Annotated in this window: 17 protein-coding genes; 9 read left to right on the forward strand and 8 right to left on the reverse strand. The window is 60.3% G+C overall.

Translation table 11 applies throughout. From position 1 onward, the window contains the following. The first annotated feature begins 8 nt into the window (after positions 1-8). Positions 9-1,103 carry a YeiH family protein gene (locus tag ACN080_RS03230; protein WP_419113032.1) on the forward strand — a complete coding sequence of 365 codons (1,095 nt, stop codon included), beginning with the start codon at positions 9-11 and terminating at the stop codon, positions 1,101-1,103. A 777-nt stretch (positions 1,104-1,880) separates the two neighbouring features. Here ACN080_RS03230 and ACN080_RS03235 read toward each other — a convergent pair. Then, positions 1,881-3,395 (reverse strand): phospholipase D-like domain-containing protein, encoded by a 1,515-nt coding sequence (locus ACN080_RS03235; RefSeq protein ID WP_419113033.1) that lies wholly within the window; start codon positions 3,393-3,395, stop codon positions 1,881-1,883. A 319-nt stretch (positions 3,396-3,714) separates the two neighbouring features. Here ACN080_RS03235 and ACN080_RS03240 point away from each other — a divergent pair, with 319 nt between their 5' ends. After that, positions 3,715-4,287, forward strand: coding sequence for a TetR/AcrR family transcriptional regulator (locus tag ACN080_RS03240; protein ID WP_419113034.1), 573 nt, complete (start codon positions 3,715-3,717; stop codon positions 4,285-4,287). A gap of 52 nt (positions 4,288-4,339) precedes the next feature. Further along, positions 4,340-7,150 carry a YhgE/Pip family protein gene (locus ACN080_RS03245; RefSeq protein WP_419113035.1) on the forward strand — a complete coding sequence of 937 codons (2,811 nt, stop codon included), beginning with the start codon at positions 4,340-4,342 and terminating at the stop codon, positions 7,148-7,150. A 143-nt stretch (positions 7,151-7,293) separates the two neighbouring features. Here ACN080_RS03245 and ACN080_RS03250 read toward each other — a convergent pair whose 3' ends face one another. Next, entirely contained in the window at positions 7,294-8,799 is a 1,506-nt protein-coding gene (locus ACN080_RS03250) for a SulP family inorganic anion transporter (RefSeq protein WP_419113036.1), read from the reverse strand. Between the two features lie 201 nt (positions 8,800-9,000). On the opposite strand from ACN080_RS03250, the gene ACN080_RS03255 reads away from it, so the two are divergent. Genes ACN080_RS03255 through ACN080_RS03265 form a run of 3 tightly spaced genes read left to right on the forward strand, consistent with a single transcriptional unit; the run spans position 9,001 to position 13,375 of the window. Continuing rightward, entirely contained in the window at positions 9,001-9,510 is a 510-nt protein-coding gene (locus ACN080_RS03255) for a YbjN domain-containing protein (RefSeq protein WP_419113037.1), read from the forward strand. A gap of 4 nt (positions 9,511-9,514) precedes the next feature. After that, positions 9,515-11,356, forward strand: coding sequence for an HSP90 family protein (locus ACN080_RS03260; protein WP_419113038.1), 1,842 nt, complete (start codon positions 9,515-9,517; stop codon positions 11,354-11,356). Positions 11,357-11,377: 21 nt separating this feature from the next. Next, positions 11,378-13,375, forward strand: coding sequence for a hypothetical protein (locus ACN080_RS03265; protein WP_419113039.1), 1,998 nt, complete (start codon positions 11,378-11,380; stop codon positions 13,373-13,375). Positions 13,376-13,430: 55 nt separating this feature from the next. Here the strand turns inward: ACN080_RS03265 and ACN080_RS03270 are convergent, their stop codons facing one another. The 3 genes from ACN080_RS03270 to ACN080_RS03280 form a co-directional block, all read right to left on the reverse strand. Further along, positions 13,431-14,813 carry an MATE family efflux transporter gene (locus ACN080_RS03270; RefSeq protein WP_419111476.1) on the reverse strand — a complete coding sequence of 461 codons (1,383 nt, stop codon included), beginning with the start codon at positions 14,811-14,813 and terminating at the stop codon, positions 13,431-13,433. 190 nt (positions 14,814-15,003) lie between these two features. Beyond that, positions 15,004-15,549 carry a GNAT family N-acetyltransferase gene (locus tag ACN080_RS03275; RefSeq protein WP_419105434.1) on the reverse strand — a complete coding sequence of 182 codons (546 nt, stop codon included), beginning with the start codon at positions 15,547-15,549 and terminating at the stop codon, positions 15,004-15,006. 386 nt (positions 15,550-15,935) lie between these two features. Further along, positions 15,936-16,361, reverse strand: a complete 426-nt coding sequence (locus tag ACN080_RS03280) for an RNA-binding S4 domain-containing protein (protein WP_419105435.1) — start codon at positions 16,359-16,361, stop codon at positions 15,936-15,938. Positions 16,362-16,502: 141 nt separating this feature from the next. Here ACN080_RS03280 and ACN080_RS03285 point away from each other — a divergent pair, with 141 nt between their 5' ends. After that, entirely contained in the window at positions 16,503-17,477 is a 975-nt protein-coding gene (locus ACN080_RS03285) for a sucrase ferredoxin (RefSeq protein WP_419113040.1), read from the forward strand. Positions 17,478-17,494: 17 nt separating this feature from the next. On the opposite strand, the gene ACN080_RS03290 is transcribed toward ACN080_RS03285, so the two are convergent. Beyond that, positions 17,495-18,448: an alpha/beta hydrolase gene (locus tag ACN080_RS03290; RefSeq protein ID WP_419113041.1), complete on the reverse strand. Its 954-nt coding sequence runs from the start codon at positions 18,446-18,448 to the stop codon at positions 17,495-17,497. Positions 18,449-18,610: 162 nt separating this feature from the next. Here ACN080_RS03290 and ACN080_RS03295 point away from each other — a divergent pair, with 162 nt between their 5' ends. Together ACN080_RS03295 and ACN080_RS03300 are read left to right on the forward strand one after the other, a co-directional pair. Next, positions 18,611-20,269: an alpha-keto acid decarboxylase family protein gene (locus ACN080_RS03295; protein ID WP_419105438.1), complete on the forward strand. Its 1,659-nt coding sequence runs from the start codon at positions 18,611-18,613 to the stop codon at positions 20,267-20,269. A gap of 196 nt (positions 20,270-20,465) precedes the next feature. Beyond that, the gene (locus ACN080_RS03300; protein ID WP_419113042.1) at positions 20,466-20,723 is read left to right on the forward strand and encodes a metal-sensitive transcriptional regulator; all 258 of its coding nucleotides are present in this window, start codon (positions 20,466-20,468) and stop codon (positions 20,721-20,723) included. Positions 20,724-20,841: 118 nt separating this feature from the next. Here ACN080_RS03300 and ACN080_RS03305 read toward each other — a convergent pair whose 3' ends face one another. Further along, positions 20,842-21,633, reverse strand: a complete 792-nt coding sequence (locus ACN080_RS03305) for a sulfite exporter TauE/SafE family protein (RefSeq protein WP_419111812.1) — start codon at positions 21,631-21,633, stop codon at positions 20,842-20,844. Positions 21,634-21,716: 83 nt separating this feature from the next. Continuing rightward, a complete protein-coding gene (locus ACN080_RS03310; protein ID WP_419111813.1) occupies positions 21,717-23,144 on the reverse strand; it encodes an amino acid permease in 1,428 nt (475 codons plus the stop codon). Positions 23,145-23,161 lie beyond the last annotated feature (17 nt).

Raw genomic sequence — 23,161 nt, forward strand, 5'->3', positions numbered from 1 at the left:
CTAAAAGCATGAGCTTGCCAGACCCCACAATCTACCGCAGAGCCACCCCTCGCGCTGGCCTAGCGTCCCTCCCGAAGCTCCTACCGGGGCTAGTCCTAGCGGTGGGCCTAGCCCTAGTTGCCTACCTCCTGACCCTTATGCCCGGTCTCAAGCTGGTCAGCACCCTACTTCTGGCCATAGTTCTGGGAATAGCTGCCCGCAATATGGGCCTCTTACCCCAAACTGCTCAGGCTGGCTTGACCTTTGCCTCCAAGAGCCTGTTACGGCTGGGCGTTGTCCTCCTGGGTCTTCGTCTGTCTCTGCCAGATGTATTTTCACTGGGGTTCGGGGCCCTACTGACCATACTTCTGACAGTTGCAGGGACCTACCTGGTGGCTATCATCTTGAGGCGCTACCTTGCTTTGGCCCCCACTACCGCCCTTCTGACCGCCACCGGCACTGCAATCTGTGGCGCTTCGGCAATTGCCGGCATCTCGGCGGCCCTACCCCCAAAAGCCCAAGACCCAGACGATGAAACAGTGGATAACGCGGCCCTCACGGCCTTGGCTGTCATTACCCTCTGCGGCACTTTGACTATGTTTGCCTTACCGGCCCTGGTCGGTTTTTTGCCCCTTACACCTCTGCAGGCTGGGGTATGGTTAGGTGCTTCTATTCATGAGGTGGGGCAGGTAGTAGCGGCGGGGGGCTTTATTAGCCCAGAGGTGACCGATATTGCTACGGTAAGCAAGCTGGGCCGGGTAGTTCTTTTGGCCCCTATTGTGGCTCTGGTAGGTTATGGCCAGAGTAGGCAGGCCCAGAGGAAGACCTCGCAGGCTAAGAGTCACAGACCACCCCTACTGCCCCTCTTTGTGGTGGGGTTTATCGTGGCTATCGTGCTCAGGTCAGTGCTGGCGTGGAGCGGCTTGGATCAGCCCCTTGGCCCGCTCCTGGCTGGACTCAATACCTTCACCACTTTTATTTTGGCAGTAGCCATGGCCGCTCTGGGCACGGCAGTCAATCTCAAATCCACCCTCTCCGCTGGTGGTCCGGCTCTCCTCTTTGGCCTCATCCTCTCTGGGGCAACTGCCTCCATAGCCCTTGGGCTTACTCTCTGCTTGGTCTAACCCTCGGAATAGCCACCCGGTATCTACCCACCACTCACTCTCAGCTCTTGCACCGGCAGTTGGCCTGCAGCGAAGATGCAGGTATGACCCGGACTGGGGTGTGGCTGGTGGTCATAGCTTGAAGCGTCCCAAAGACTCCCTGGCACATTTGCGGGGACGTCTTTTCGCAGCAGAATTTCGGCTTGTGTTTTCCGGGCATTTTGCCTGCCCGCTACTACCGTCCCACAAACCGGGGGATGTGGGGCAAGCCGGAAAATTTTATTCCCCCCTCTTAGCCCCACAAATATTTCTGATAGGTCAGCTGGTCAAGGAGAATCTCTTGCTCTCACTTTCCACAGATACCAGCCTAGGCTTACCAGAAGCGTTACTAAACCAAAGGCATAACTAACCCAGAACTCCTGAGAAGCCCCCGACCAACCACCGGTTAAAAAGTTCACTCCGCTAAGAACCATCGCAAAAGGCAGGGGTATCAGTAATAAAACCATTACCGTTATAAGCAAAGACACTATTTTCTTCATGGCTTCCTGCAGCTCTCTTGAATGAACCTCACTAGCAATTTTCTTGATAAAAAAATTGTACCCACGAGAGATCACCCGGCACGGCTATGACCTGAGGTTTCTGGACCATGGCTGGTGTTCTTATCGCTTGTCGCGCTCTTCTTGAGCAACTGCACCATCTTGGCATTCCTTGCCTAAAGTAGTTGTGCAATTACTAGGCCCCAGCCGTCCACCAAACGCAAAAATTCTTTTATTCCACGCAGTTCAGCTTAAGAAGTCTCTAGAAGGTACCCAGACCGGTAGCCTCCTGAAAGCGATAAACCAGCTTGTGCAAGGCAGAGCGCAAGGCCCCAGGCTCCTCACGCCCTTCATAGGGCAGACTCAAGAGAGCTGGCCTGCCAGCAACCGGCTCATTCCTCCACATCAGTGACCAATAGGCAGTAAACTCCTGAGCCAAATGGGCATCGATAGGTGCCACCAACCTCAGGTCAGTCTCCAGGTTGTAATTACAAATATTTCGGCGGGTAAAATTACCCGATCCAGCCAGCAGCTCGAAGATACCGCCGCCCTCCCCCTTTCGGTAGGTCGCTAAGTACTTAGGGTGAAACTGCTCCCCACTGGTGGCATACCACCGCATCTGCACCCCAGCGCCTTGCAGTTCGCGGGCTACAGGCAGGGCCGGCAGCCCCGTCTTCTTACGCCCAAAAGCATCAAGGTTCAGATCAAGCAGGGCCTGCACCTGAACTCCGCGCTGAGCGGCAGCTTTGAGCTCCCGCACCACTGATCTCTCAGCCAGATAAAACATTCCCAGACAAATCTCTCCACCGGGCTCTACTGCTCGCACCATCTGGCAGGCTACCCGCCGGATAGCTCCTTCGGTGACCAGTTGAACTCTCACCGGCTCATGGTCTTCTGAGCTTTGGCCGCTCCTGTCGCGCAGGCCTTGGGTGAGCACCTGCTCGAACCTGTCAAAGACCTCACCCTGCCCACCCGAGAGGGTATAAATAGCGCGTTCACTGGCTAAAATATCGGCCAGAACGGGGCCCGTCACCAGCAAACCTAGGTTAGAGTTAGGGGCCGAAGCGTCATGGGGATTAGCTGAGCTGACAAGGGCCTCTCGCTCACTAAGCGCCAGCTTGCGGTGATTGGCTTTGAAATTGAAGAGACGAGCATAGGCGTTAGGGCTCACCCTAGGACGCCCAGGAGCCAAGACGTTAGGCAACCCTGCAGGAAGTTCGGGCAGACGGGCCAGGAAGGTGCGATAGAAAGCCGAGTAGATCGGGTTGGAGTCAGCCAGAGCATCTAGATCGGTCATCACCACCTGCACCCCAGCATCAGCTAGCTGCTCCAGGTGAGGTAGGGAGTAGCTACCGTAGAAAGTATTAATGGGGTCGGTAATAAAAATGATAGGCAGTTCAGGTGCCTGTGCCCGCTTGTTAACCAGGGCCCTAGTCACCCGCTCAGCAAGCCGCGGGTAGCCACCCTCTGGCCCACGGGTACGGTCGTAGTCAGAGTTGAAGAGGAAGAGGTCTAAGACCAGGAAGTCTTGGGCACGCTCGATCAGGCCCTCAAGGGCGGCAAAAATGGACTGCTCCGAAACAGTAGTGCCCTCTTGCTGGTAGGTCAGGTCAGCCAAAAGCTGGGTGTAACCCGAGGGATGACTCCGACCCTCCAAGCTGAGCCCTTTAGCTAAAGGTTTACGGGCTTGCCGGTAGCCGGTGAGAGCGGTAGTGACGCAAGCGCCTGCGACAAGGGTGGTGGTTGCGGTGAGGGCGTAGCGGGTGAATGTGCTCATAGTTCTAATCTACCGGGTCTCCGCTAGCAGGTAACCGGCCAGCCTGTTGGCTGAAACTCAAGGCGCACCAGCCAAGCTGGCTAGGGCTAACGTGAATTCCCGTGCGGGCGCTAACGAGCCAGGCAAGAAACAGGCTTGCCAGTACTCTACCTACCCAGCGAAAAGGAAGACTTCAGGGGCGGGCATTTGAGGTAGCGGTTGCAGTCTTGAGCACCCCTGGCTCACAGAAACTGTCCTATATCACACCCCAGCCCCTTGCCGATTTCCCTCACAGGCGTAAACTTTACATCTGTAAGAAAAATACTGTGGAGAGAAGCCCGTGACCCTAGACCCCCGCCCCGCCCGTAGTCGCACAGCCCTTGTCGAGGCCACCATCAAGGCTCTGAACACCCCAGAACCAGCAAGCCTTAATATCACCGACCTGGTCAAGGCCGCAGGAGTCAGCCGCCCCACCTTCTACCAATACTTCTCAGACATCAACACGCTCATTCACACTGCCGCGCTGGAAAAGCTAGATACCGCCCTCAACTCGCTCCCCGAGGCAGACCCCACCGACCCAAGCACCCTCATCACAAGCGCAGCTAGCACCAGCCTGCTCACCGCACTCCAAGCAGATGCAGTCTTCTTCCGCAATGTCTTAGACGCCTCCGGCAACTCATCTCTGGTCGAAGAGCTCGTTACCTTCCTGACCCATAGACTCCTGCTCCGAGGCTCTGCTACCGAACAACCCAAGACCACAAATAGGCCTCTCACCAGTGACTACGCCCAGTTTATCGCCGCCGGGGCCGCCTGGTTAACAGTGCGCTGGCTCAGAACAGACTTCACCGGCCCCAACACCGCCCAGGCCATGGGCCAGCGCCTGTCCACCATGATCCAAGCGGCTACCAGCTAACCCCCTTAGTTTTCCCCTCTCCCCAACCTTAAAAAGAAAGTAGGTGAACCCGGTGCCTTCAACACGAACCAAACACCCAGCCCTAAAGCGCACATCAGGCCCCATGAAATACCTGGTACTCCTGGCAGTTATTATTATTCCTTCCATCTACGCAGGTATTCTCACCTGGGCTAACTACGACCCCACCGGTACCATCGATGCCGTACCGGCTGCTATCGTCAATCAGGACAAGGCTGCCACCACACGCACAGGCCAAGAACTGACCCTCGGTGACGACCTCACCCAAGAACTACTTACTAAGGACAGCACCAGTAATTTTGACTGGTCAGTCATGGATGCTGACCAAGCACGGAGCGAGCTCGAAAACGGTCGGGTTCAGGCAGTTTTGACCATTCCAGCTGACTTCTCAGCCAACGTCTCATCCCTGTCCGAAAACTCTTCAGATGCAGCCCGCAAAGCCAAACTAGATATTGCCACCAACGACGGCTCTAACATCATCTCCGGCAATATCGCTAGCTCACTTGGGACAGCAGTTACCGACGCACTGGCCCATAAGGTATCCACAGAATACTTGAGCAAGATTTACGCGGGCTTCACCAATATCCACGACTCCCTGGGGGAAGCTTCCGACGGTGCCCAAAAACTGGCAGACGGCTCAAGCTCAGCAGCCCAAGGCAGTAAGGAGCTAGTCGTAGGGCTCACCGACCTAAAATCAGGAACAGACTCACTAGCCAGCGGGACCTCATCCCTAGCTCAGGGCGCCAGCAAGGTTGACCAAGGCGCGTCATCCCTCTCCCAAGGCGCATCATCCCTAGCTCAGGGCACCAGCAAGGTTGACCAAGGCGCGTCATCCCTCTCCCAAGGCGCATCATCCCTAGCTAACGGCGCCAGCAAGGTTGACCAAGGCGCCTCATCCCTCTCCCAAGGCGCATCATCCCTAGCTCAGGGCACCAGCAAGGTTGACCAAGGAGCATCCACCCTGGCGCAGGGCACCAGCCAGGTTAACGAGGGAGCATCATCCCTAGCCAAGGGTGCAGACCGGGTCAATGGTGGGGCATCTTCCCTGGCAACCGGTGCGGACCAGGTCAAGGCAGGGGCTTCTAGCCTCTCTAAGGGCCTGACCCAACTCAACGAGAGTGTAGCCACCCTACCCGAAAAACTTCCCGCCCTGACCGATGCCACCGGTTCACTTACAACAGGCGCATCCAACCTAGCTGCTGGGGCACAAGAGCTCAAAGAAGCTACTAATCAGGTGAGCTCTGGGGCTGAAGCGCTCTCCCAAGGAGCAGATAAAGCCCTGGGCGGGGCACAAGACCTGGCCACCGGAGCAACCAACCTAGCCGGCGCCACCGACGAGCTCACCACCGGAGCCACCACACTAGCTGCGGGCACCCAATCCCTACTAGATAATTGGGACAAGCTCACAGACGAACAGAAGCGAGCTGCCCTCCAAGAGCTCAACACCGGGGCCGGTAAACTCTCAGCAGGAACTAAGGCGCTGGATTCCGGGGCAAACACCCTAGCTGCGGGCACCCAGGCACTGGTCGGCGATGAAAACAGCGGGCTAACCAAACTAGCCGGTGGAGCAAATAGCTTAAAAACCGGAGCTAGCCAAACCGCTACCGGAGCCACCACCCTAGCAGAGGGTGCCAGCGCTCTTTCACAGGGTGCCCAGGAGCTAGATAGCTCAGTCGGAGCCCTCAGCAAAAATCTCGGAGCTCTAGCCGGTGCAGTATCCCAGGCTAATGACGGGGCAGCCGCACTGGCAGATGGCACCTCATCACTTGCTACCGGTGCCCATAACCTCCATGACGGGACCTCATCACTTGCTACCGGAGCCACCAGCTTGGCAGATGGCACCTCCTCCTTAGAGGCTGGCGCATCCACCCTGGCGCAAGGCACGTCCTCACTCAACCAGGGAGCCAACCAGCTCAAAGACGGCACCTTCACCCTGGCGCAAGGCACGTCCTCACTCAACCAGGGAGCCAACCAGCTCAACGACGGGGCCGCTGACCTTGATGCAGGGGCCGGTAAGGCCGTAGACGGAGCCAGCCAGCTTTCACAAGGTCTCGGAGAACTCAAGAAGGGAAGTTCTACCCTCTCCACCTCGCTCAGTGACGCGGTGGACAAGGTACCTAGCTATACTGACGGGCAAGCTGAGGATCTGAGCGCAGTGACCAGCGACCCCGTAGCCATTGACAAAACCCGCATCAACGAGGTCTCCACCTACGGACACGGCCTAGCCCCCTATTTCATGACTCTTGGTCTATGGGTAGGTGCCATTGCTTACTTCATGATGTACCCAGCTATCTCAGCTAAGTTCGCTCGACGTGGACATTCCGGCCTGGCAACCCTCCGAGGAGCCATGGTGCCGGTTATCATCATGGGTATCGTCCAGGGGTCAGTGATGACTATCATCATTCACAGCCTGGTAGATATTAAGACAGCTAACTTCTGGGGCCTGATGGGTTTTGCGGTGCTGACCTCCATCACCTTCCTGGCTATCAATCAGGCACTCATTGCCCTGCTCGATGCACCGGGTCGCTTTATCTCGCTCATGCTGACAGTTATTCAGATTGGCGCAGCAGGCGGCACCTACCCGATTGAAACAGCCCCGGGCTTCTTGCAGGCCCTGCACCCCTGGCTACCGCTCACCCACGCCCTGGAAGCCTTCCGCTCACTCATTGCTGGTGGTTCAATTGGAATCTCTACCGGCCTTGCCTGGCTGGCAGGCTGGTTCATCCTGGCTCTTAGCGGTACCGCAGCTAGCATCTGGATTCGCCACCGCCGGGAAGACCGCAGGGAAGCAGAACGTGCCCGCAAGAACGCCCCTGCACCGGAACTCGCGGGGGCTGCGGGCTAAGTCAATAGCACCCAACCTAAATACCCGGTGCCGCGCCCGGCCCAGCACCCTTAACGCCAGCCCCCCCCAAGCCAGCTGGCTGGCACGGCACCGGTTGAGAATCAGGTAGGAGTACGGGAACATGCTGGGGGAAATGCCACTTCCTAGTGACCTGCTCCTAACTGGCCGCTCAGCCGGTCCTGGAAGTCCTGGCTGGCAGGGTTCAAACCCTGAATCTGCACGGTTTTACCCAGTCGCTCATACTTGGCTGTAATACTGTCCAGGGCGCTTACCGTGGAGGCATCCCAAATGTGGGAGCCACTCAAATCAATGACCACGGTCTGCGGGTCCTGCGCGTACTGGAACTGGTAGTAGAGGTCATTCGAGGAGGCAAAAAACAGCGCCCCTTCCACCCGGTAGGTCACGGCCTCCACCCCGTCCAGGGGTGCCATCTGCCGGTCTACCGTCACCAGGTGAGAAACCCTGCGCGCAAAGAGAACCGTAGCGGTCAGCACGCCCAGCACCACACCGATTGCCAGGTTGTGGGTAGCCACTGTGGTAGCCACCGTCACCAGCATGACTACCAGCTCACTTTTGGGCATGATTCGCAGGGTACGCGGGGTGATGCTGTGCCAATCAAAGGTCGCAATCGAAACAAAAATCATGACAGCTACCAGTGCGGCCATAGGGATCAGCGCCACCACATCACCCAGCAGGAGCACCAGCGTCAGCAAGAAAACACCGGCCAGGAAAGTAGAAATACGGGTGCGGGCACCCGAGGCCTTGACGTTGATCATGGTCTGCCCAATCATGGCGCAGCCGCCCATACCGCCGGTCAAGCCCGTGACGATATTGGCTACACCTTGGGCCCAAGATTCGCGGGTCTTGTTGGAAGGGGTATCGGTAATATCGTCCACCAGCTTGGCTGTCATCAGCGACTCCAAGATACCCACGATAGCCATAGCCAGGGCGTAGGGGGCCATGATGCTGAAAGTTTCCACGTTGAGGGGAACCTGGGGGATAAAGAGCGTGGGCAGGGCCTGTGGCATCTCGCCCTTATCGCCCACAGTAGGCACCTTAATTCCACCTACTACGGTAATAGCGGTAATGAGAACGATAGCGACCAGGGGCGCAGGGACAGCCTGGGTGAGGCGGGGAAGCCCGAACACCAGCAGAAGACCCAGGGCAACCAGAGGATAAACCGCCCAGGGAACACCCAAAAGTTCGGGAACCTGAGACATGAAAATGAGGATAGCCAGGGCGTTCACAAAACCGACCATGACCTGCCGGGGAATAAAGCGCATGAGCTTAGCAATACCCGCCACAGCCAAAAGAACCTGGAAAAATCCGGCCAGGATAACGGTGGCAATAAAGTAGTCGGTGCCGTGACTGGCAACCAGCGGGGCGATCACCAGTGCGATAGCGCCAGTGGCTGCTGAAATCATGGCTGGTCGCCCGCCGAGCAGTGCAGTTGTGACTGCCATGGTGAAGGAGGCAAAAAGCCCTAGCCTGGGGTCTACCCCGGCAATGATAGAGAAAGCAATGGCTTCTGGGATGAGGGCTAGGGCAACGACAAGCCCGGCGAGGACTTCGGTTTTGAGTAGCTTGGGGGAAGTAAGGGTCTTTCGAACCGATTGCCGGTCGAGGGCAGAAAGTGCGGTGTCAGCCACGGGGCTCCTTGAGGTAGATTTAGCTAGTTCTAGCCTAGACCACAGACGGAAACCCGGCACCCGCCCCACTAAATACTGGGCTGGAGCTACCCCAGCAGGCAAGGTCTGGAACCTATCCTCAAGACCATTAAAAGATAGACCCCAAAACTTGTAGGATAGAGAGGTGCCAGCGCCCCCCCTACAGACCACATAAACGGGCCTGTGGCTATCAGCCTCACCGCCCGCCAGCAAAAAGAAAGAGCACCCTTGGGCTTCTTTGATAGCGTCCAGCCAGCACCTGCTACCCCTGCACCGCTCACAAGCACTCGACTGGGGCAAGCACTGCGGCGTCTTGAAATCCCCCACGAGCTTGAAGCGGACGGCACCCCCATCACCTACTACCCTGCCGGCTATCTGCTCTACCTGCTCACCCCTGACCGGCTGACGGTACGTACCACCTGGCGGCAGTCCTTACCCACCAGCTCCCTACCCCACCTGAGCATGTTTGCCCACCAATGGAACCAGCACCGCCCCTATCCCACTGCTTACCCGGCCATTCTGGGTGAGGACGGCCAGGACTTCGCGCTCCTGCCAGCGGACTTCACCCTGCCCGTCACCGCCGGGGCCACCGATGAGCAGATCGACCTCTACCTGCGTGAAGCTAGCCGCTCGGCCCAGGAGTTCCTGACCGAAGTAGAAGGCGCCTTTGCACCCATAACGGAAGGGGAATAAAAGCATGTCACAGCGCTTTAAAGTGGATTTGGGCGGCCTGGTTGAACTGCTCTCCAAAAACCTTTATTCAGGCCCGCAGGTCTACCTACGCGAGGCAATCCAGAACGGTGTCGATGCCATTACCGCCCGCCGCGAGACTGACCCCGATGCCCCCGCCCGGGTGCTTCTAGAACCCTGGGAAGAGGGCACAGGTATCACCATCACCGACACCGGGATTGGGCTGACCGCGGAACAGGCCGAAGAATTTTTAGCAACTATTGGGCGCACCTCCAAGCGTGACGACGTCTTTAACGAAGGCCGAGCCGAGTACCTAGGCCAGTTCGGTATTGGTTTACTGGCCTGCTTCTTGATTGCTGACACGGTTGATATCACGTCACGTTCTGCCACCGCTGGGCAGGCCCCGGTCCGCTGGCTGGGCCACGCCGACGGCACCTTTGAGGTTACCGAGCTAGCGCCGGAGCAGGCCCCCGAAGTGGGCACCCTTATCCGCCTGAAAGCCCGCCGCGATGCCGCCCACTGGGTTGCTCAAGAAACTGTGCTAACCCTGGCAACCGACTACGCCGACATGCTCCCCATCGACGTATCCGTGGTCGTCAAAGCTGGCTCCCGCCGCCTACCGCGCAGAATCTCCCACCCCCGCCCCCCGTGGGCACCCGCCCGCACCTTGGGAAACAACAGCGCCAGCGAAGAAGCCCCCAACCAGCATGAACGCACCATGGCCCTAGCTACCTATGCAGAAAAAACCCTGGGCATCACCCCACTTGCCACGATCGACCTAGAGGTACCGGCCACCGGCACCAGCGGGGTCGCCTACATACTCCCCCAGGCCGTCTCACCGGGCTCTGGCCGCCACCGGGTCTACGTCAAGAACATGCTGGTAGCCTCCCGTGAGGACTCGCTCCTACCCGACTGGGCCTTCTTTGTGCGGGCGGTCGTCAATTCTGAGGGGCTGACCCCCACCGCCTCCCGCGAACAGTTGCGCGAGGACGAGGTACTCCTGCTCACCCGCGAAGCAATCGGGGACCAGCTCAAAACCTGGATTACGCAAGCTCTGGCAGAGCCAAGTGCCCTGCGCGACCGCTTTGTGCAGACCCACAACCTAGCCCTACGCGCTGTTGCCCTTGCCAGCGACGACATGCTCGATGTGGTTGCCCGCTCCCTCCCCTTTGAAACATCCCAGGGGCTTGCCACCCTCACCGAGGTCACCGATGCCGCCGGGCAGATTCTCTACACTCCCACCACCGAGGCCTACCGCCGTATAGCTCCCGTGGCCCGCGCCCAAGGCCTATGGGTGGTCAACGGCGGCTACGTCTACGACTCAGACCTGCTAGCTAAGCTGGCTGACCGCCCCGGCTGGCAGGTCACCGAACTCACCAGCCAGGACGTGACCCAAACCCTTTCCTCTGTGGAGATGGAGCGGGAGTTTGACGTGATGCCAGCCCTGGAACTCGCCCGCGCTGTACTATCCCCCCAAGACTGCGGGGCCACCCTGCGGGTCTTTGAACCGGCCAGCGTACCGGCAGTTCTGCTGCGCGATGCCGCCGCCGAACGCCGCCGCGACCTCACCCAAGAAGCCCAGCAAGCTGATGGGCTGTGGGGCGATCTTCTTGGCTCCCTAGCAGGTCAATCCACCGAGCCCAGCCGTACCCTGGTGCTCAACGACGCCAACGAGAACGTCCAGCGGCTACTGCACCAGCCGAATCACCCCTCCTTTGAGCCCGGCATTAACACCCTCTACCTCTCGGCACTCATGCTGGCGGGTGAGGGCCTGCGCGGCAGTGAAACCACCCTGCTCAGCGACAGCCTGGCCCAGCTTCTTGAAGCCGCTCTGCGCCCCAACACCTAGTTTTCACCAGGGAGAAACACCGTGTGGTCCATCCACGAAGCCACCCAGAAGATAGCTCACACCCGCACGCTACCCTATGGGAGCGCGCGCACCGCCGCCGCAGAGTACATTGCCCGCACCCTTGAGAACGAGGGGCCGGAGCAGGTTCTACCGCAGGCCCTCCTAACCCTGGTGGAGGCCTATGTCTTTGGCCAGCCAACCCCCGCCTCTTTTGCGGTCTTCTCTAAGCTCTTACGGCTGTGGGACACCCACCCCGAATACTTTGACGACGAAACCGCCAAGGCCCTCTTTTGGCAGTTCAAGTGGGTCACCGGCGACCTGACCGCCTACCCGCAGATTTCCAAGGAGCAGGCCCGCCAGCTCCTTGATGAGATGCGTAAACGCTACCGCCTAGCCGGGCTGGGCGATAGCGCCGCCGACCGTGCCGAACACATGTGGGCCGCCCACATTGGCGATGACGAAGCCGCCCAAACCTGGCAGGCCCGCTGGCTCTCCCACGGTGAGGACGAGATGGATTGCGGCTCCTGCCGCCACGGGAGCAATCTGCGGGACCATATGGCCGCCGGGGAGTTTGAGCAGGCTGTTGCGCTCGGTGCCCCGACCGAAGATTTGTGCAACCGCGAACCGGCGTCCTCCCACCGCCAGCTTGCCCTGGCCCTGCTTCACCTGGGCAGGGGCGAGGAGGCCGGGCGGGAGCTTTTGCGTGCCCAGGCCAACAGCCAGCACTATGACCCCGACGATGTGGGTGTAGAGTTTGAGATTTTAGCGCGCGGCCAACAGTTAGAGCGCGCCTTTGCTCTGCTGAAAAAACACGGCAAACGGGCGCTGGCCCTGGGTGGCGACCCCGGCGATAACCGTAACTTCTTGCGCTACCTGGTAGCCGGTCTGGCCTGGGCCCGCCAGGAGAAGGGACAGATGCCCACCGGCTTGAGCGGTTTTACCCCCGCATCTTCTGCCGGGAGCCAGGGAGGCCAGTCAGCAGAGGTGTCTCGCGCTACCCTGGGTGAGCTCTACGACTGGGCCCTGGCCCAATCCCTACCCCTGGTTGCGGCTTTTGACCGGCGGGCGGGTAACACATGTTTTAGTGAATCGCTGGCAGATGCCGAACTAAAATCTGTTCTCACCCCCTTGATTCTTCCGGAGGGGCAGGCCACGAGCGCCCCCTTAGGGCCTCAGGGGGAATCTGCCGGTGAGCCTGTTTCTTACACTGACTCTGCGCAGGCAGGTTTGATGTCGCCGGATACTGCCGCCGCAGGTGAGAGCGCAGATGGCCTACTGACGGAGGGCAGCTACGACCGAGCCGCCCAGGCCTACTTGGAACAGGCCATTAGCTATGAGGGTGCCGGTCAGCTTGCGGCGGCGGGGCAGGCACGGGCTGAGGCCGCTATCTGCACCAAGCTAGTGGGCCGTGAAGCTGAAGCTGCCGCCCTCTTGAGCCAGGCTTTTGATCTGCTGGTAGCCGGTGATGCGCACCCCGCGCTTCTGGTAGAGACGATACGCCAGTGGGCCCCCGTGGCTGAGATTCTGGGGGATTACAGCGCGGTGGTGCCTGCTGCCCAAGTTGCCCTTGACCGGGCAGAGAGCGCCCTGGTTCCTACTCAGGAGGGCAGTGAAGCCCGACCCAGCGGCACCGGCATGAGTGCCTTACCGCGCCCTGACCTCCTGGTTTATCTACTAGCCCAGGAACTGGTTGCGCGGCTGGATGCGGCGGCGGGAACATCTAACCCTCAGCAGGTTCAGGCGGGCTTGGTCGCGGCGGCCGATGCTTATGCTGAGCTGGGTTTCCCCGAGCGTTCGGCGCGTCTGCTCGTGCTGGTTGCTGAGTATGCCCGTGAGCGGGGCGGAGTTGAGGGCGCTGTCAGCGCCTATCAGCGGGCCAGGGAGCTCTTTCAGGGGGTGGGGCTGCTCGAGTCAGCCACCGCCGCCTTAGATGCCTGCCTTGATTTACTCCAGACCACCGGGCAGGGCCACCGGGTAGAGGGTCTTATCGAGGGGCTACTGACGCAGGACGGCCAATAACCTGAGGGCTTTCCTTCCAACTGCACGGGCTGCTCGCGCATCCGGGTGAAACTGGCTAACGGATCCAGACGCCGGTGCGGGCCCTCCACCAGAGCGTAGTGGCGCGAGCGCCCATGTACCAGAGGGCGTAGGCGCACCAGAGGAGCAGGTAGGCAGCGGTGGCCCCGGCGGGGAAGGAACCACCGGCCCACCACAGGTAGAGGCCCACCAGCACCGGCAGGTAGGCGGCCAGGGTGAAGAAGGCTGCCAGGCCCAGGTAGCGCACATCCTGGGCACCGATGAGGACGCCGTCCAGAATAAAGACGTAGGCCGCCAGGGGCTGGCCTGCTCCCAGTACCAGCAGGGAGAGGGCAAAGAGGTGCTGGACCTGCGGGTCGGAGCTAAAGATCCAGGCCGCACCGAACCCTACGGCGGGGCAGGCTAGGGCGGTCACTAGCCCGAAGAGGACGCTCCAGCGGACCAACCGGTTTTTCAGCTGGGTGACGGCGGCACGGCCCTGGGGTGTGGTCAGGTTTTGGGTGCCCATCTCTTGCCCCAGGAGGGCTTGGGCGGCAATGGCAAGGGAGTCTAGGGCGAAGGCCAGTAGGTTGAAGAAGGCCATGGTGAGCTGGTAGGCGGCCAGGTTTTTCTCACCCTGGGCGGTGACCACGAAGACGGTGGCAAGCAGGGCGACGCGCATGCAGGCGGCGCGAACCATCAGCCAGGCACCGACCTTAAAGACGGCCCCCAGTCCAGCCCTGTCGGGTGCCCAGCCCTGTTCTTGCCCGCGAGTGCGGGCCAGCACTGAGGCGGTGAGTACCAGGGCCATAGCCCATTGTGTGAGAGCGGTTGCGGCCGCTGAACCGGCCACGCCCCAGCCCACAGGATAGACCAGAACCCAGCTCAGCAGCACGTTGAGGGCGGCCCCGGCTATGGCGACGTAGAGCGGGGTTTTGGTGTCTTGGAAGCCGCGCAGGGCACCTGTTGCGGCCAGAACGATGAGCATGCCGGGCAGACCGGCCAGAGAGGGCAGCAGGTAGGCGTTGCCGTAGGTAAGTACCTGACCCTCACCGCCCAGGGCTTTGAGTAGGGGGTGAGCAAGGAGGGCTAGAAGCAGAGCAAAGAATACTCCCAGGCCAGCGGCTACCCATAGGCTGTTGCGGGTAGCGGCAAAGGCACGCCCGGTGTCACCTGCACCGACTGCGCGGGCGACGGCGGGTGTGGTGGAGTAGGCCAGGAAGACCATGAAACCCACCAGGGTTTGAAGGACTGTGGAGCCCAAGGTCAGGCCCGCAAGTTGGGCGCTCCCCAGGTGGCCTACGATAGCTGAGTCTGCAAGCACCAAGAGCGGCTCAGCAATGAGTGCGCCGAAGGCAGGTAGGGCAAGGGCAAGAATCTGACGATTCAGGGAGGGGGTACTCCCCCGGTCTGCTGGTCTGGTTTGAGCTGCGTTTGGCATAGCTTCTAGCCTAGCTCTTAGGCTGAGCCCTCCACCAGGTAGGCTCTGGATAGCTCCAAGCCTTCCTCTCTGAAGTGATGAGTTATGAGAGTTAGGTGCGCCGCCTGCGGAGCATCCTGCGCGGCCTTTAGCGCCTTGTGGGTGGGTTCAGTGGTACCGTATCTCCTTGCAAGGGCAGTTCCAAGGGTAGCTAGGGGCGGGCCATAATGTAGGTTTTACGCCCGGCAAACCTATCGGTTCGCACCTGCACAAATCCCTCTTTTTCGTAGAAGCGGATTGCGCGGGCGTTAGTGGTCAGTACTTCTAGCTCGGCGGGACCGGGGTCAAGAACTCGGCTGAGCAGGGCGTGGGCGATACCGGTGCCGAAAGCCTGTGGGTGCAGGTAGAGCATCTCAAGTTTCTGCACCTCATAGGGTATGCGGGTGGCAAAGGCTAGGCCCAACAGACCCCCTAGATCTGCGGGGCTAGTCTGTGGTGCCGCTACAGTTTCCGCTGATCGCACAGCCACTAGGGCACGGCGGCGCTGGCCCAACTGGGGCTGTACGTCCTCACCGGTACCAGCGGTGGATTCGAGCCACTGGGCAAAGCCCTCGGCACGGGCTTCTAGCTGGCTCTCCTGAGCCTTAAAGACCTCGGGGGTAAAGTCGCCGGCGTAGGCTTCTCGCCAGGAGGTAATACGCAGCTGCTCCCAGGCCCTTGCCTCCGCTGGCAGAGGTGGGCGAACCTCAAATTTCACGGTGTCCTCCAACCCCACCAAAAGACGTGAGATGGGTGGGGGCACAGAATATCGTACAACACCAACCTGCGAAGGATGTTTTTCTGTCAGCGGGAGGTAGTAGGCGAAGTCCTGCACCAGCACACCGGGGGCTAGCTAGAACTGGCGGGTTCCCACGATGGTGTAGCCCATCTTCTCCTAGAACTTCTGAGCCCGGCGATTCTCCTGGTGGGTAGCTCAATAGATACCCTCTATCCCGGAGGCAGGAGCCTGGTCTTTTAACCCGCTCCATGAGCTCACCGGCCAGCCCGTTACCCCGCACAGCAGGGCCCAGGCAGAACTTACTCAGGTAGGCGGCTGTGCTGAGAATCTCACCGGATCAGGCAGAGAGTGGAGGCCGTGAGCACTTACGCTTTCTCGTAGCCGCGCAGCTTATTGAGGGCGCGACGTTCAGTTTTAGTGGGTCTGCCCGCGCCGCGTTCGCGCCGGGGTAGGGTTCCGCTGGTCAGGTAGGCGGGCTTGGGGGCAGAGATGTCCTCGTAGCAGGTAACAGCTACGGGTGCACCGACCCGTTTGGACAGGGTTTTACGTACCACCAGTGTGCGCTCCCAGCCAGGGTAACGCACGGTGACGGTGTCTCCGGGGCGCACCTTTTGGGAGGGCTTGGTGTGGGCCCCATTAAGCCGAATGTGGGCGGCCTTTACTTCGCTGGAGGCCAGCGAGCGCGTCTTAAAGATGCGGACGGCCCACAGCCAGGCGTCAAGTCGAACGGGTGCCTGTGCTTCTTCTGCCGCGGGTGGGGGCACCGCTCCGGCACCGGTGGGTTGAGTCATGTCTTCTAGGGTAGTCACCAGGCCACCTCAATAAAAGCAGGGGCCGGGTCTGTAGCAGCTAAGAGCATTGCATGAAGCCAAGGGGTAGCGCCTCAGAGGACCCATGGGCAGAGCACTGTTACCGGCCCTAGACTGGATGGTATGGCTTTTACTTCTTCTACAGTTAGAAAGCAGGCGGAGCTTCCAGCGGGTTCCTGCTCTCTACCTCGCGATGAGGCTCTTCCCGGCACAGCAGCCCAGGTAACTACCTGGGTTCTTGTGGAGCACCCGGGTGGCTGGGGGCGAGATATTCTGGATGGGTCAGCATTTGGCCAGCCTCTCTCCACTGAGCTGTCGGCGCGCATGGAGCAGCTAGGGGCCCGCCTGCTTCTGGTGCGTAAGCCGGGACGGGAGGGCCAGGTACTTATGGCTAGTGGGGAGTCCCGCAGGGCCTACCTTGCCCGGGTAGGAGGTCGGGGCTTTGAGCCTGCCGTGCTTTATACTTTTGAGGTTTCAGATGTGGCAGACCTGCTGACGCTCCCCCTGGAAAAGCCAGAAACTATACCCGGACTAGTTGTTTCACGTGAAACCCTGGTGCTGATATGCACCCATTCTAAGCGCGACCGGTGCTGTGCCTTACTGGGGCGCCCCTTGGCGGCTTTCCTCCAGGAGCAGAGCACCGGGGTGCAGGTATGGGAGTGCTCCCACACCGGAGGCCACCGTTTTGGCCCGGTTGCCCTCACCCTACCCAGTGGCTACACCTATGGGCGGCTCACTTTTGAGCAGGCCTTAACTCTCGCCTCTGACATCCGGTCTGAGCAGCTTGCTTTAGCGGGCCTAAGGGGACGCTCAGCCCACACCCCTATCGAGCAGGTAGCGGAAGTTGCAGTGCGCTCCTACCTTGCCCAAGAGGGCGAGAAGCCGCCAATCAATGACCTCAGCCCCGAACGGGTAAGCACACCGGCAGAGGGGGTCGTCCAGAGCGCACGCGTGACCCACCGGGACGGGCGGGCATGGCTAGTTACCGCCCATGAGGTAGAGCTACCTGCCCGGCCGGCCTCCTGCGGCAAAGACCCCAGCCCGGCAACTAGCTGGCAGGTAGAGAGCATAGCCCCCACCCAGCCTGCGGAGGGCTAGACAGCTCTAGCACCCTCTTAGTCCACTGCCAGCCGCCGCATAAACCGGCCCATAAGTTTGTAAGCTTGACTGCGGGCGGGTTGGGCGGAGAGAAAAACATCGTGGGTAGCACCGTCAATGACTTTACTGGTGACATCGCTGCCCAGTTCTAGGGCCCAGCGGCGGATTTGCTGAACAGAGAGTACCGCGTCAAAGTCATGTTTCTGGCCCGGTGCGCACAGCCGCCCGGAGCGGGCTGAGGTCAGTACCAGCACCGGGGCTGTGATGCCGGTACCCCGGTGGAGCTTAGCCTGGGCGCGCCGGATAGCGGTAAGCCAGCCTGCGTAGATGGGAGGGAAGTCGAGGGTCTTCCAGGCGGTCTTGAAGTCCCAGGTGCCGCCGGTGCTGTGGTGCAGGGAACGGGCGTAGGGGTCGGGTGCGGGCTTTTTGAGGACGGTGCGCGGGTTCAGACGGGCGGCGGTAGCGGCCAGGGCGGTCAAACCGGCCTGGGCAACCGGCCCTTCAAAGTGATCCAGCCAGGGCGAGTTGAGGATCAGGGCGGTAAGTTCTGGCGGGGCGGTCTGCCCTGCCCACAGGCTGGTGATGAGCCCGCCGGTGGAGTGCCCCATGAGCACCACCTGCTGGTGCCCGTCACGGCTGGTTATTAGTTCCCAGGCGGTGTCCAGTTCTGCAAAGTAGTCGGTGATGTCCTCGGTGTAGAAGGGGGTCTGGCCGGTGCGCAGGGAACGTCCGTACTTTCGTAGGTCAAGGGCGTAGAAGTCGTAGCCACGGGCTGCCCACCAGTCCCCCAGTTCCCGCTGGAAGAAGTAGTCCACAAAGCCGTGTACATAGAGCACAGCACCCGCTGACGGGCTGGGGCCAGAATCAGCGGGCCGGTGAACCAGAGTGGCCACCAGCGGGCCTTCGGAATCAGAGCCCAGGTCAAGGCTTTCGGCTGTGTAGGGGTGCCCAAGAATATCCTGCTCTTTCATAGGGTCAGTCTACGCCCACCGGCAGGCGATAAGGTTTCTTACGCCCCTGTGACGCTGGGGCTAGGGGCAGTTTATTCAAGCTAGCATCCGGCCCTATCATAGAGAGAGACAAACGTGATGCTAACAACATTATGTGGTTACCCCCAGAGAAAGGCCCGACCTTTGACCTACACCGTCAGCGACTACCTCCTTGACCGACTTGTTGAGCTGGGGGTTACCGATATTTTCGGTGTTCCCGGCGACTTTAACCTCCAATTCTTGGACCATGTGGTTGCCCACAAGACCCTGGCATGGGTGGGCAACGCTAACGAGCTCAATGCCGGCTACGCCGCCGACGGCTATGCCCGTGTTAACGGTATTGGTGCCCTGGTGACCACCTACGGGGTGGGTGAGCTCTCGGCTATCAACGCCACGGCGGGTTCCTACGCCGAGCATGTGCCCGTCCTGCACATTGTGGGTGCGCCCTCTAAAGATGCTCAGGCCGCCCACCTGACCATGCATCACACCCTGGGAGACGGCGATTTCACCCACTTTATCCGCATGGCCTCCGAGGTTTCCTGCGCTGTGGCTAACCTGGAACACGCCACCGCGACCGGTGAGATTGACCGCGTCCTGCGCGAGATGATGATTCAAAAGCGGCCCGGTTATATTCTGCTAGCTACCGATGTGGCCCGGGTTGAGGTGGCACCGCCCCAGGCACCGCTGGAGTTGCCCCAGGCGCTCTCATCCCCCGGTGCTTTAGAGTCCTTCCGGGCAGATCTTGCCACAGCGCTTGCAGGTAAAAAGGCCACCGTTCTAGCGGACCTACTGGTTCACCGCATGGGGGCGCAGGAACAGCTGGCCCAGCTCCTTGCCACCACCGGCCTACCCTACGCCACCCTCATGTGGGGTAAGACCCTGGTTGATGAGTCCAAGCCTGCCTTTGCGGGCATTTATGCCGGCCTTGTTTCTGATGCGCGGGCAAAGGATGCTGTGGAGCAGGCCGAGGCCCTGATTTGCGCCGGTGTCACTTTTACCGATACCACCACGGCTGGTTTCTCGCAGAAGCTCCCCGAGAATACTGTCTTTTTGGGGGCGCAGACCGCCAAGATTGGTCGGCGCACCTATGCCCCGCTGACCTTGGCTGCCGCTCTCGATGTGGTGCGGGAGGTTGCCCTTGAGGTGGGAGCCCAGCCCAAGGAGCTCCTGCCCTGGGCCGAGGAAGAAAACCAGGGAGTAATCGCCTGGGATGAGCCGCTCACCCAGGATGTTCTCTGGTCTCTGCTGTCTCAGAAACTTTCACCGGGCAATATTGTGGTGGCCGACCAGGGCACCTCTTTCTTCGGTATGGCTTCGCGCCGCTTCCCCGAGAACTCAATGTTTATTGGCCAACCCCTGTGGGGCTCTATTGGCTACACCCTACCGGCTATGTTGGGGGCGGCTATAGCTGACCGTTCAGCACGCGGGGTTCTGCTCATTGGTGACGGCTCAGCCCAGCTGACCTTCCAGGAAATCGGTACCATGCTGGAGCAGAAAATTAACCCGGTGGTGGTGCTCATTAATAACAAGGGTTACACGGTGGAGCGTGCTATCCACGGAGCCACCCAGCCCTACAACGATATCCGCACCTACAACTGGCAGCTGATTCCGGCGGCTTTGGGCGCACAGGAGGACGATGTACTCATGCTCAAGGTCTCTACCGCCCGTGAGCTGGTCGAGGCTGCCAAGCTCACCCACCAAACCCGTGACAGGCTGGTCTTTATAGAAGTCGTCATGGATCAGGACGACGTCCCGGCTCTGCTGGCGGATGTGGCCGCTGCACTGACCCGCGCCAACTCATAGGTGGTCCCTGCCAGTAGTCCGCCTTAAAAATAGCCGCCCCTCTCCCCTGGTTCTAGGTGGGAGGGGCGGTGCTTTTGCAGTATGCCTGCCGTGAGTAGGTATGCCAGGGGAAAGCGGTGTAGCTCTCAAAATACGATAAACCCCGGGGGGTATAATTTTTCTGTAGGGACCACCCAAACACGAAAGTAGAGAAGCCGTGAAACTCGATCCCGATGAGATGAAGCCCGTCATCAACCGTCTTAAGCGTGCCCAGGGCCAGCTCAACGGTGTTATTCGTATGCTCCAAGAGGGCGATGACTGCCAGAAAATTGTTACCCAGCTGGCCGCCGCATCCAAGGCGGTAGACCGGGCCAGCTTTGCGGTGGTGGCCTGCGGCCTTCAGCAGTGCCTAGCGTCTGACGACCCGGAACTGAGCCCGCAGGAACTTGAAAAGATGTTCCTCTCCCTGGCCTAAAGCAGGCCCCAGATACTAGTAATGCCCCGGCAAGGTATTTGGCGTAGGGGAAGAGACCGCGCTGGGGCACATCAATCTGTGCGGGGAGGTCGGTGGGGATAGCCGTCGTGTGCTGTCCTTACCTTGATGCGGCCAACTGAGTGAGGGTACTGACAGCGATATATATGGAAATAAGGTAGAGGAAGCCTGCGAAGGAAAGCTGGAGAGCCCTGCGGGAGACGCGTTTACCCACCCAGCCGCCAGCAAGTACTCCTGCCACGGTGGTCAGCAGTAGGGGAAGCAGTAGCGCCCAGTCGAGGGTCGCCAGGTGGCTGGCGCTCAGGGCGAGAGTGATAAGGCTGTTAATGAGGATGACCAGCAGGGAGGTACCCACAGCCGCCCCCATTCCCAGCCCCAGAATCAGGGTGAGGGCGGGGACAATAGCAAAACCTCCGCCCACACCAAAGAAGCCAGTCAGAAAACCTACCCCGCTAGCGGCACCGATGAGGCGAGCAAGCCGACCGGGTGCTAGATGGGTGGTGTGAGCGGGGTGGGAGGGGCGTGCGGGTGTGGCCCTGAGGGCCTTGGTCACCATGAGGCTTGCCACCACTACTAGGAGTGCGGAGAAGGCCAGGAGCAGGGCGCTGCCGTCTACCCCTACAGATAGCATCCGCCCCACAGAGGCACCGGCTATACCCAGGGCACCAAAGGTAATGCCCTGCCGCCACCGAACGGCGCGAGCGTGCGTGGCGATTCCGGTAATAGAACCCAGGCTGACGATAACGAGTGATGCCAGAGTGGCAGAAGCTGGTGCCATTCCAGCCCCGTAGACCAGCAGGGGCACGGCCAAGATAGCGCCGCCGCCGCCCAGGGCGCCCATGAGTAGGCCAATGAGCAGGCCCCCTACCAGCATGAGAAGCACCAAGGCCACCTTTCTATTACCTGATCCATCTCACCTTAGGCTACCCCAGGTGTGCACCCGGGCAAGGTAACTTGCCGTGCCTGCGCAGGCAGTTAGTCATTCAGGGCCTTCTTGCGGGCCAGCGGCCACAAGGCAAGCATGGCAACAGTGACTACTAGCGAGGTGTACACCTGGGTGCGCCCCGATTCACTACCCATCATGACCACCAGAACAAAGAGCACCCCGCCAATCAGGACGATATTCAGCCAGGGGAAGAGCCAGACCTTCAGCTTGAGGTCGGCCACCTGCTCCGGGGTCATTGTGCGGCGCAGGTTCCACTGGGTCAAGGCAATAAAGACATAGACAAAGAGCGCCACCAGGCCAGCGGAGTTCATGATGAACTCAAAAATACCGGAGTCAGGAGCCACAAAGTTCACCAAGGAAGCAATCACACCACCCACGGTGGAGGCAAAGAGCGCGTAGACCGGCACTCCCCTACTTGACCTACGGGCTAGGAGGGCCGGGCCGAAGCCCTGCTGGGCGAGCGCAGCGGCCATACGCGATGCCGAGTAGAGACCAGAGTTCAGGACCGACACCACGGCGGTAAAGATAACCAACTGCATGATGACCGACGCGGCGGGAATCCCCAGGCGTTCAAAGACCTGGGTGAAGGGCGCGGCTGCGACGTTGGTGGGTTCAGGTAGCTCATCCCAGGCAATGACCATGCAGATCACCGCAATAGCCCCTACAAAGAAGAGCAGGATGCGCCAGATAATAGTGGAGGTAGCCTGCCTAATCCCCTTAGCCGGGTCCTCAGATTCGGCGGCGGCCATCACCGCAATTTCGGTGCCAAAGTAGGAGAAAATCACCAGGGCAACACCGGTGAGGGCGATACCGTAGCCGTGCGGGGCGAACCCGCCGTGGGCCCAGAGGTTGCTCACGCTCAGGGTGGCATCTGGCCACAGGCCCAGGGCGTAGAGGGTGCCTGCCCCCAGGAAGACCACAATAGCGAGCACCTTAATGGAGGCCAGCCAGAACTCGACTTCACCGAAAGTACGTACCGAAATGAGGTTGGTGCCCACAAAGATTGCAAGCAGGGCCAGGGAGGCCCCCCAGGCGGGCAGGCCGGGGAACCAGGTGGCCAGGGTTTCACCACCGAGCACCGCCTCGTAGGCCAACACCCCTACCCAGAAGTACCAGTAGAGCCAGCCCACCAGGTAGGCCGCCCAGTTGCCTAGGCCCACCCTGGCGTATTCCATGAAGGAGCCGATGGAGGGGCGGGCTGCGGCCATTTCACCCAGCATCCGCATAGCCAGGAAGACCAGTAGACCACCCATGAGGTAGGAAAGGATAGCAGCCGGCCCCACGGACCGAATAACGTTGCCGGAGCCCACAAAGAGTGAAGCCCCGATGATGCCACCCAGGGTAATCATGGTGACGTGGCGGGGCTTGAGCTTGTGGACGGTGGTATCCCCCGAGATACCGGGGGCTGGCCCGTTGGGTGTTGATGCTTGGGGGCTGTTGGCAGGAGGGTGAGCCATGAGTTTCTCCTTATGGG

This window comes from Rothia sp. CCM 9416 (genome assembly GCF_048513535.1).
GTDB lineage: Bacteria > Actinomycetota > Actinomycetes > Actinomycetales > Micrococcaceae > Rothia.

What these genes read in the sequence shown, in the direction of transcription:
- ACN080_RS03285 (WP_419113040.1), top strand. Translation starts at nt 16,503, where the DNA reads ATGGCTTTTACTTCTTCTACAGTTAGAAAGCAGGCGGAGCTTCCAGCG.
- ACN080_RS03260 (WP_419113038.1), top strand. Translation starts at nt 9,515, where the DNA reads ATGTCACAGCGCTTTAAAGTGGATTTGGGCGGCCTGGTTGAACTGCTC.
- ACN080_RS03310 (WP_419111813.1), bottom strand. Translation starts at nt 23,144, where the DNA reads ATGGCTCACCCTCCTGCCAACAGCCCCCAAGCATCAACACCCAACGGG.
- ACN080_RS03235 (WP_419113033.1), bottom strand. Translation starts at nt 3,395, where the DNA reads ATGAGCACATTCACCCGCTACGCCCTCACCGCAACCACCACCCTTGTC.
- ACN080_RS03230 (WP_419113032.1), top strand. Translation starts at nt 9, where the DNA reads ATGAGCTTGCCAGACCCCACAATCTACCGCAGAGCCACCCCTCGCGCT.
- ACN080_RS03290 (WP_419113041.1), bottom strand. Translation starts at nt 18,448, where the DNA reads ATGAAAGAGCAGGATATTCTTGGGCACCCCTACACAGCCGAAAGCCTT.
- ACN080_RS03280 (WP_419105435.1), bottom strand. Translation starts at nt 16,361, where the DNA reads ATGACTCAACCCACCGGTGCCGGAGCGGTGCCCCCACCCGCGGCAGAA.
- ACN080_RS03270 (WP_419111476.1), bottom strand. Translation starts at nt 14,813, where the DNA reads ATGCCAAACGCAGCTCAAACCAGACCAGCAGACCGGGGGAGTACCCCC.